This window comes from uncultured Microbacterium sp. (assembly GCF_963521695.1).
GTDB lineage: Bacteria > Actinomycetota > Actinomycetes > Actinomycetales > Microbacteriaceae > Microbacterium.
In genome coordinates, this window is record NZ_CAUQWC010000158.1 from 1 (window position 1) to 8,377 (window position 8,377).

The 8,377-nt window shown below is 69.3% G+C and carries 10 protein-coding genes; 2 read left to right on the forward strand and 8 right to left on the reverse strand.

The features are described 5' to 3' along the window. Positions 1–1,403 (forward strand): chaplin family protein (locus RWP81_RS11700; RefSeq protein ID WP_314456290.1); only part of this gene is annotated, 1,403 nt, incomplete at its 5' end. 270 nt (positions 1,404–1,673) lie between these two features. On the opposite strand, the gene RWP81_RS11705 is transcribed toward RWP81_RS11700, so the two are convergent. The 7 genes from RWP81_RS11705 to rpsF all read right to left on the reverse strand — a co-directional run bounded on the left by RWP81_RS11705 (position 1,674) and on the right by rpsF (position 6,230). Then, positions 1,674–2,417: an amino acid ABC transporter ATP-binding protein gene (locus RWP81_RS11705; RefSeq protein WP_055952605.1), complete on the reverse strand. Its 744-nt coding sequence runs from the start codon at positions 2,415–2,417 to the stop codon at positions 1,674–1,676. Next, positions 2,414–3,280: an amino acid ABC transporter permease gene (locus tag RWP81_RS11710; RefSeq protein ID WP_314456293.1), complete on the reverse strand. Its 867-nt coding sequence runs from the start codon at positions 3,278–3,280 to the stop codon at positions 2,414–2,416. Before RWP81_RS11710 ends, RWP81_RS11705 begins: the two co-directional genes overlap by 4 nt. Before the next feature lie 5 nt (positions 3,281–3,285). Next, complete coding sequence (locus tag RWP81_RS11715) at positions 3,286–4,152, reverse strand: ABC transporter substrate-binding protein (RefSeq protein WP_314456295.1); 867 nt, start codon at positions 4,150–4,152, stop codon at positions 3,286–3,288. Positions 4,153–4,497: 345 nt separating this feature from the next. Further along, entirely contained in the window at positions 4,498–4,950 is a 453-nt protein-coding gene (gene rplI / locus RWP81_RS11720) for a 50S ribosomal protein L9 (RefSeq protein ID WP_055952614.1), read from the reverse strand. Positions 4,951–4,960: 10 nt separating this feature from the next. Beyond that, positions 4,961–5,215: a 30S ribosomal protein S18 gene (gene rpsR / locus RWP81_RS11725; RefSeq protein ID WP_013584646.1), complete on the reverse strand. Its 255-nt coding sequence runs from the start codon at positions 5,213–5,215 to the stop codon at positions 4,961–4,963. A 101-nt stretch (positions 5,216–5,316) separates the two neighbouring features. Further along, a complete protein-coding gene (locus tag RWP81_RS11730) occupies positions 5,317–5,832 on the reverse strand; it encodes a single-stranded DNA-binding protein (protein ID WP_314456302.1) in 516 nt (171 codons plus the stop codon). Between the two features lie 5 nt (positions 5,833–5,837). Then, complete coding sequence (rpsF, locus tag RWP81_RS11735; RefSeq protein WP_013584644.1) at positions 5,838–6,230, reverse strand: 30S ribosomal protein S6; 393 nt, start codon at positions 6,228–6,230, stop codon at positions 5,838–5,840. 230 nt (positions 6,231–6,460) lie between these two features. Between rpsF and RWP81_RS11740 the strand changes: the two genes are divergently transcribed. Beyond that, positions 6,461–7,579: a hypothetical protein gene (locus RWP81_RS11740; RefSeq protein WP_314456305.1), complete on the forward strand. Its 1,119-nt coding sequence runs from the start codon at positions 6,461–6,463 to the stop codon at positions 7,577–7,579. Between the two features lie 14 nt (positions 7,580–7,593). Here the strand turns inward: RWP81_RS11740 and RWP81_RS11745 are convergent, their stop codons facing one another. Next, positions 7,594–8,343 (reverse strand): 3-hydroxybutyrate dehydrogenase, encoded by a 750-nt coding sequence (locus RWP81_RS11745; RefSeq protein ID WP_314456306.1) that lies wholly within the window; start codon positions 8,341–8,343, stop codon positions 7,594–7,596. Positions 8,344–8,377: the final 34 nt, after the last annotated feature.

Consider the following 8,377-nt stretch of genomic DNA (forward strand, 5'->3'; position numbering starts at 1 on the left):
CCGTCTCGGTGATCGGCGACAGCACCACCTCGGATGCCACGACCACGGGCGGATCCTCCGGGTCCGGCTCGAGCGGGGACGTCTCGACCGACGGGTCGGACAGCCTGCTCGGCGGCAACCAGGCGGTCCTGCCGGTCGAGGTGCCCGTCACCATCGGCGGCAACGCCGTCTCGGTGATCGGCGACAGCACCACCTCGGATGCCACGACCACGGGCGGATCGTCCGGCTCGGGCATCGGCGGCGACGTCTCGACCGACGGATCCGACAGCTTGCTCGGCGGTAACCAGGCCGTCGTACCGGTCGATGTGCCCGTCACCATCGGCGGCAACGCCGTCTCGGTGATCGGCGACAGCACCTCGAAGGACGCCACCACCACCGGCGGCACCAACCACCCGAGCACCGGCAGCGACGTCACGACCGACGGCACCGACAGCCTGATCGGCGGCAACCAGCTCGTCGCCCCGATCTCGCTGCCCGTCACGATCGGCGGCAACGCCGTGTCCGTGATCGGTGACAGCTCCACCGAAGGCGCTGTCACCACCGGCGGAACCTCCGGTGCGGGAATCGGCGACGTGACCACCGACGGAAGCGGCAGCATCCTCGGCGGCAACCAGGCGATCCTGCCGGTGTCACTGCCCGTCACCATTGGCGGGAACGCCGTCTCGGTCATCGGCGATAGCACCTCGAAGGATGCCACCACCACCGGCGGCACCTCAGGCGGCCTGCTGGGCGGTATCTCGACCGACGGGAGCGACAGCCTCCTCGGAGGCAATCAACTGATCGTCCCGATCAGCCTGCCCGTCACCATCGGCGGCAACGCCGTCTCGGTGATCGGCGACAGCACCACGGACGGTTCGAGTACGGGAACGCCGGGGACGCCCGATAACCCGGGCACGCCTGGGACGCCGGGCAACCCCGGGACGCCCGGCAACCCCGGAACGCCCGGCAACCCCGGAACGCCTGGGACACCTGGGACGCCTGGGAATCCCGGAACACCCGGAACACCCGGTAACCCCGGAACACCCGGCACGCCCGCCACGCCCGGAACACCCGGTAACCCTGGAACGCCCGGTACCCCTGGCAACCCCGGAACGCCCGGGAACCCCGGAACGCCTGGGACGCCTGGGACGCCCGGCAACCCCGGAACACCGGGGACCCCCGGCACGCCCGGAACGTCCGGCACCCCCACTCCGGTGATGGGTTCCCCCGCATCCGTCTCGTCGACGTCGTACTCGGTCGCGGCGCCCGTCGCCTCGCGCACGAGCACACGCTCGGGCACCGGTAAGACGCTCGCCGTCACAGGAACTGATGGATCGGCGGCCGCCGGCCTGGGCACGGCGGGTCTGCTGGCCCTCGTGCTGGGAGGCGCGCTGCTGCTGCGTCGTCACCGCGCAACCGTCTGACGCACTGACCCCGGGGAGGGGGTGACCCCTCCCCGGCAGGCGGCACCGGATGCCGGCTATTGGGGGCGGCATCCGGTGTCGTGGCGTGCCCGGGGTGTCGGGACACCCACGGGGGTCCGGCCCCTTCGACAAGCTCAGGGACCTCCGCGAGCACGCGGCTCGGTGACGGGTGCCGTCCCTTCGACAGGCTCTGGAACCTCCGCCGCACACAGAGCGCTGACACATGGTGGCTGAGCCTGTCGAAGCCACCCCCGACCCAAGAGCCCGGTCTTACAGCGCGCCGCCGCGACGCTCGCGCTCGAGGAAGGCGATCGTGTCGGGATGCTGCGGGGCGTCGAGGATCTGCGCGGGCGTGCCCTGCTCGACGACGCGTCCGTTCTTCAGGAAGACGATGCGATCGGCCACCTCACGAGCGAACGACATCTCGTGCGTCGCCATGAGCATGGTCGACCCGCGGTCGCGCAGCACCCGCACCAGGTCGAGCACCTCGCCGACGAGCTGCGGATCCAGCGCCGAGGTGATCTCGTCGAGCAGCAGCAGCTCTGGATCGGTCATCACCGCGCGCACGATCGCGACGCGCTGCTGCTGGCCGCCGGAGAGACGGTCGGGGAACTCCCGCGCCTTGGCCCCGAGGCCGAGCTGCTCGAGCAGTTCGGTGCCGCGGGCGTAGGCGTCGGGTTTCGGCATCCGGTGCACTTTGCGCGCGGCGAGCGTGACGTTGTCGATCACACGCAGGTGCGGGAAGAGGTTGAAGTGCTGGAAGACCACGCCGATGCGTGCACGGGCGGAGTCCTCGTCGATGGTGGGATCGGTCAGGTCGTCGCCGTTCAGCAGGATCTGGCCGTCGTCGACCCGCTCGATGAGATTGATGGTGCGCAACAGCGTCGACTTGCCCGACCCCGACGCGCCGATGAGCACGACGACCTCGTGCTGGTCGATCGCGAGGTCGATGCCGTCGAGCACCACGTGGTCGCCGAAGGTCTTACGGACGCTGCGGACGTCGAGCACGCTCACACGACCCCGCCCATCTGCTCGCGCTTCGCCAGCCGCGCCGAGACGTAGTCGGTGAGCCGGATCATCGGCAGCGCCAGCGCCACGAACAACAGCGCCGCCACGATGTACGGCGTGAAGTTGTAGTACTCGGCCGCGGCGATCTGCGCCGCGCGAATGGCATCCACCACTCCAAGCACGGAGATCAGGCCGACGTCCTTCTGCATCGAGACGAAGTCGTTCATCAGCGCGGGAATGACCTTGCGCACGCCCTGCGGGATGACGACGATGCGCAGCGTCTGCCCGTGCGTGAGGCCCATCGAGCGGGCGGCGACCCGCTGCGAGGGATGCACGGCCTCCATGCCCGCGCGCAGCACCTCGGAGACGTACGCCGAGTAGGTCAGTACGATCGCGATCGTTCCCCACAGCACGACCGGCACACGTCCGAAGATACCCAGCGCGGGCAGACCGAAGCCCACGACGTACAACACGATGAGCAACGGGATGCCGCGGAACAGGTCGGTGTACACCGTGGCCAGAGCGCGCAGCGGGAAGAACACCGGCCCCCGCAGCGATCGCAGAACTGCCAGCAGTGTGCCGACGATCGCCACGGCGAAGGCCGCGACGAACAGCACCTGGATGTTGACCCACAGCCCGACGAGGATCGACGGGAAGCTCGCGATCGCGATGTCGACGTCGAAGAAGCTGCGGCGAACGTCTTCCCAGCCGGGGCTGGAGAGAACCGCCCACCCCACCACGACGACGAAGACGACGGAGCTGACGAACGCGATCAGCACGGACGTCATCGACTGCCGACGCCGCTCGAGACGCCGACCGAGCTCGAGCTCGCTCGGACGCCACTCGGCATCGAGGGGGGTGGATGCCACGGCTGTTACTTCAGCACGGGAGCGGCGGCCGTTCCGCCGAGCCACGTCTGCTGCAGCTCGTCGAGCGTGCCGTCCGCGCGCAGAGCGTCGACGGCCTCGCTGACCGCAGTGGTCAGCGCCGAGTCCTTGGGCAGCACGAACGCGAGCTCGTCACCGCCGACGGAGGAGTCGGGCAGCTGGCCCACGACCTTGCCGTCGTCGAGCACGGCACCGGCGAGGTAGAACGCGGTGGGGAGGTCGACGATGATCGCGTCGACCTGGCCCGCCTGGAGTGCGGCCACAGCATCGTCGTTGGAGTTGTAGACACTGAGGTTGGCGGTGCCGAGCTGGTCTTCGGCGACCTGGTAGCTGGTCGTGGCGCTCATCACGCCGACCGGGATGCCCTTCAGCTCGTCGACCGTGGTGGCGGACGCAGCGGGCGACGACCCGGTCGTCACGACGGCCTGCGTGGTCGTGTAGTACGGCGACGAGAAGTCGACGGCGTTCTTGCGCTCGTCGGTGATCGAGAACTGCTGCACGTTGAGGTCCCAGTCCTTCGGGCCCGGAGCGATGGCGCTGTCGAACGTGGAGCGCACCCACACGACGTCATCCTTCGAGAAGCCGAGCTGCGTGGCCACGGCGTCGGCCACGGCCGCTTCGAAGCCCTCGCCCGAGGCGGGGTCGTCGTTCTCGACCCACGGCGAGAACGCGGGCTCCCCCGTGGCGATGGTGAGCTTGCCGGCGGTGACGGTCTGCAACGCGCCCTCGGAGGCGGGGGCATCGCCGGCGTCGGAGCCGGTCGGGGCGAAGGCGCAGGCGGTGAGCGAGACGACCGTGGCGGCGGCCACGGCGGTCAGGGCGGCGGCGCGGCGCAGGCGTGCGAAAGCGGTCACGATGTCTCCTCGTGGACGTATCGGGGGCATCCCCGGAGTGCTGTGTGGAGCAAATCGTACCTAAGCGGCGAGGCTCCGGTCGTCGGTTGGGAAACCCGGCGACACGCGGCGGGGTCCTCACGTCGCGGTGGCCGCTCCCCCGGTTTGCGGCGGGCTCCGCGTTTCGCGGCCGCCGCCCCAGCCCTGTTTGGGGCGGGTTCCGTGCATTGGGGCGGACAAAACACGCCCCAAAGGCACGAAACGCGCCCCAAACCCCGCCCCAACGCAAGCCGGCACCGCCCGGAAACGCGGAACGGCCCCGCCCTGCCGAAGCAGGAACGGGGCCGTTCTCGAGAGTGCTGCGAATTACTTCGCGGCGACCACCTGGAGGGTGATCACGGCGGTGACGTCGTCACGCAGGCGAACGGTCGCCTCGTGCTCGCCGACCGACTTGATCGAAGAGGTGATCTGGATCTTGCGCTTGTCGAGCTCGCCGAGACCGGCGGCCTTGACGGCGTCGGCGACATCGGCGGTCTTGACCGAACCGAAAAGGCGACCCTCGTTGCCGGCCTTGACGGCCAGCTTGACGGTGTTCGACTCGAGCGAGTTCTTCAGGGCCACGGCGTCTTCGTGGTCGTGGATCGCGCGGGACTCGCGGGCCGCGCGGATCGACGCGACCTGCTTCTCGCCACCGCGGCTCCAGGCCACGGCGAAGCCCTGCGGGATGAGGTAGTTGCGGGCGTACCCGCTCTTGACCTCGACAACGTCACCGGCGCTACCGAGCCCGGTGACCTCATTCGTGAGAATCAGCTTTGCCATCGGGTGCTCCTTAGCGGCCGGCGCCGGCGTAGGGCAGGAGAGCCATCTCGCGCGCGTTCTTGATGGCGCGGGCGATCAGGCGCTGCTCCTGCACGGAGACACCGGTGATACGACGGGCGCGGATCTTCCCGCGCTCCGAGATGAACTTGCGGAGGGTTGCGACGTCCTTGTAGTCGATGACGCCGACGCGGATCGCCTTCGCGGGGGCTGCGTTCTTCGCGCCCTTCCGCGGCTTGCGGCGGTCGCCAGTGGCCTTGCCAGCCATGCTTCCTTCTTTCGTGTGGTTCAGATGCCGAGCCGGTCACGCGGACCGGGGCATGGCATCCGGAATTTCAGGGGTCGTCGCGCCGTGAGGCGCAGCGAAGATCAGAACGGGGTGTCGTCTCCGTAGGAACCGGGAGTGCTCCACGCGTCGGCGCCGCTGTTGTTGTTGCCGCCGCCGTTGTTCGAGCCGGGGGTCGACCACGGCTCGTCGTTCGACTGCTGCACCTGCGGGCGCTGACCGCCACCGCCGCCGGAAGCGGCACGGGTGACCTGGGCGGTCGCGTAGCGGAGCGAGGGGCCGATCTCATCGACTTCGAGTTCGATGGAGGTGCGGTTGTTTCCCTCACGGTCCTGGTACGAACGCTGCTTGAGGCGACCGGTCGCGATGACACGGCTGCCCTTCGTCAGCGAACCGGCGACGTGCTCGGCGAACTCGCGCCACACCGAGGCGCGCAGGAAGAGCGCCTCGCCGTCCTTCCACTCGTTCGCCTGACGGTCGAACGTGCGGGGGGTCGACGCGATCGTGAAGTTCGCCACCGGCAGACCGTTCTGCGTGTAACGCAGCTCGGGGTCGGCGGTGAGGTTGCCCACGACGGTGATGACGGTTTCGCCGGCCATCGTCGTTACTTCGCAGCCTTCTCGGCGGACTCGACCTTGCGGGGAGCGGCGGCCTTGCGGGCAGCCTTCTCCTCGGAGCGCTTGGCCTCGGCGGCGACCTGAGCGATCGCTTCTTCGGCGCGCAGGACCTTGGTGCGCATGATCTGCTCGTTCAGCTTCAGCTGACGGTCGAGCTCGTTCGTGGCCTCGCTGGTCGCGACGAAGTTGACGACGGCGTAGATGCCCTCGTTCTTCTTGCGGATCTCGTAGGCGAGACGACGGCGGCCCCAGATGTCGACCTTGTCGATGGTTCCTCCATCGGCCGTGATGACCTTGAGGAATCCGTCGAGCTTCGGAGCGACCTGGCGCTCGTCGACCTCGGGATCGAAGATGACCATGAGTTCGTACTGGTGCGTCACTAACCCACCTCCTTCGGACTAGAACGGCTGACGGGCATTTCCCGGCAGCAGGAGGGTGTGGTGCACGTCGTCACGGGCTCACACGCGCATGGGCGTCGCCGGACAACCTTCGTAGTCTAGCGGATGCCATGCGTCGGCGTTCCCCCGGCCGCAGCGACGGGGCGGGAACGCCTGCGCTCCCCCTCCCCGATGTCGGACGCTCCCGATACGGTCGAACGGGGAGGCGACACATGACGACACCTGCAGCGCTCGACACCGCGCCGCTGACCGAGCCCGTCGACAAGGCGGCGGTACGTGCGTTCACCGCCGAGCTGCGGCAGCGGGGCGCGCTGCGGGGCCGCACCGTGTCGGTGGTGATACTCGTGGTCGTGGGACTCGCGTTCGCCCTCATCGGCGTCCCGCTCTTCTTCTCCATCGTCGTCACGGTGTTCACCGAGAGCAGCGGCAGCGCCCTCGTCGCTCTGCCCCTCCTCGTGATCCTCGCCATCGTCGCGGTCGTCGCCGTGGCGATCGTGCGGGGCTTCCGCGGCTCGGCCGTCCGCCGCTACCGGCTCGACCGCTTCGCGCGCGCGAACGGCATGACCTGGCATCCGGGATACACGAATCCCCCGCTCCCGGGCATGATCTTCGGCATCGGCAACGACCGGGGCACGCACGATCTCATGCGCCGGGAGCATCCGCGGTTCATAGAGGTCGCCAACTACCGCTACGAAACCGGCTCGGGCAAGAACAAGCAGACCCACCGGTGGGGTTATGCCGCGCTCCGCCTCGACACTCCGCTCCCCCACATCGTGCTGGATGCCGTGGGCAACAACGGCCTGTTCGGCGGCTCCAACCTGCCGGTCAGCTTCGGCCGCGGGCAACGCCTCAGCCTCGAGGGCGACTTCGACCAGCACTTCGCGCTGTACTGCCCCGAGGGGTACGAGCGTGACGCCCTCTACCTGTTCACACCCGATGTCATGGCGCGTTTCATCGACAACGCCGCGCAGCTCGACGTCGAGATCATCGACGAGTGGCTCTTCCTCTACTCCCGCCGCGACCTGTCGACGCTCGACCCCGCGACCTGGCAGTGGGTCATGTCGACCGTGGGCGCCCTCGACGACAAGCTCGCGCAGTGGGCGCGGTGGCGTGACGAGCGCCTGGCCGCAGCCCCGACGGCGGGGGCGGTGGCATCCGGGCTGCCGGGGGCGTCGACGGCACCGGCCGCGCTGCTCACTCCTCCCCCGGTCGGTGTCGCAGCGCCAGGGCGACGCCTGCGACGCGGCTTCTCGTGGGTGACGGTGCTCGTCGCCGTGGCGATCGGCGCGTGGTGGATCCTCACCATCGTGTTCGACGTGCTGGGGTCCTGACCGCGCGCGACGCGTCAGTGCGCCGACCACCCGCCGTCCATCGTGTAGCTCGCGCCGGTGACCATCGCGGCATCCGGTCCCGCCAGCCACAGCGCCAGCGAGGCGACCTCGGTCGGCTCGACGAGACGTTTGATCGCGGCATCCTGCAAGAGGATCGTCTCGAGCACCTCCTCCTCGGCGATGCCGTGGGCGCGGGCCTGATCGGCGATCTGCTTCTCGACCAGCGGCGAGCGCACGTATCCCGGGTCGATGCACACGCTCGTCACGCCGTGCGGTCCGCCCTCCAGAGCGGTGGTTTTCGAGAGGCCCTCGAGGCCGTGCTTGGCGGTGACGTACGCCGACTTGAACGCCGACGCGCGGATGCCGTGCACGCTCGAGACATTGAGCACGCGCCCGAAGCCGCGCTGGTACATGCCCGGCAATGCCGCGCGGATGAGCAGGAACGGCGCCTCCAGCATGAGCCGGAGCATGAACGAGAAACGCTCGGGGTCGAACTGCTCGATGGGGCTGACGTGCTGGATGCCGGCGTTGTTGACGAGGATGTCGCCGTCGAGGCTGAGCTCACGCAGCGCCGCGGTGTCGGACAGGTCGACGACCCACGGGCGACCGCCGATGTCGGCGGCCACACGTTCGGCACCCTCGGCGTTCAGGTCGGCGACGGTGACCTCGGCCCCGGCGTCCGCGAACGCGCGCGCGATGGCTTCGCCGATGCCGCTCGCTCCCCCGGTGACGAGGGCGCGACGGCCGGTCAGGTCGGTGCTCATGCGGATCCCTTCGCTCCCACGCGCTCGGCCGTAC

Excerpts from the sequence above, each read along its gene's own strand:
- rpsR (WP_013584646.1), bottom strand. The coding sequence starts at position 5,215 with ATGGCTGGCAAGGCCACTGGCGACCGCCGCAAGCCGCGGAAGGGCGCG.
- RWP81_RS11745 (WP_314456306.1), bottom strand. The coding sequence starts at position 8,343 with ATGAGCACCGACCTGACCGGCCGTCGCGCCCTCGTCACCGGGGGAGCG.
- RWP81_RS11740 (WP_314456305.1), top strand. The coding sequence starts at position 6,461 with ATGACGACACCTGCAGCGCTCGACACCGCGCCGCTGACCGAGCCCGTC.
- RWP81_RS11730 (WP_314456302.1), bottom strand. The coding sequence starts at position 5,832 with ATGGCCGGCGAAACCGTCATCACCGTCGTGGGCAACCTCACCGCCGAC.
- rplI (WP_055952614.1), bottom strand. The coding sequence starts at position 4,950 with ATGGCAAAGCTGATTCTCACGAATGAGGTCACCGGGCTCGGTAGCGCC.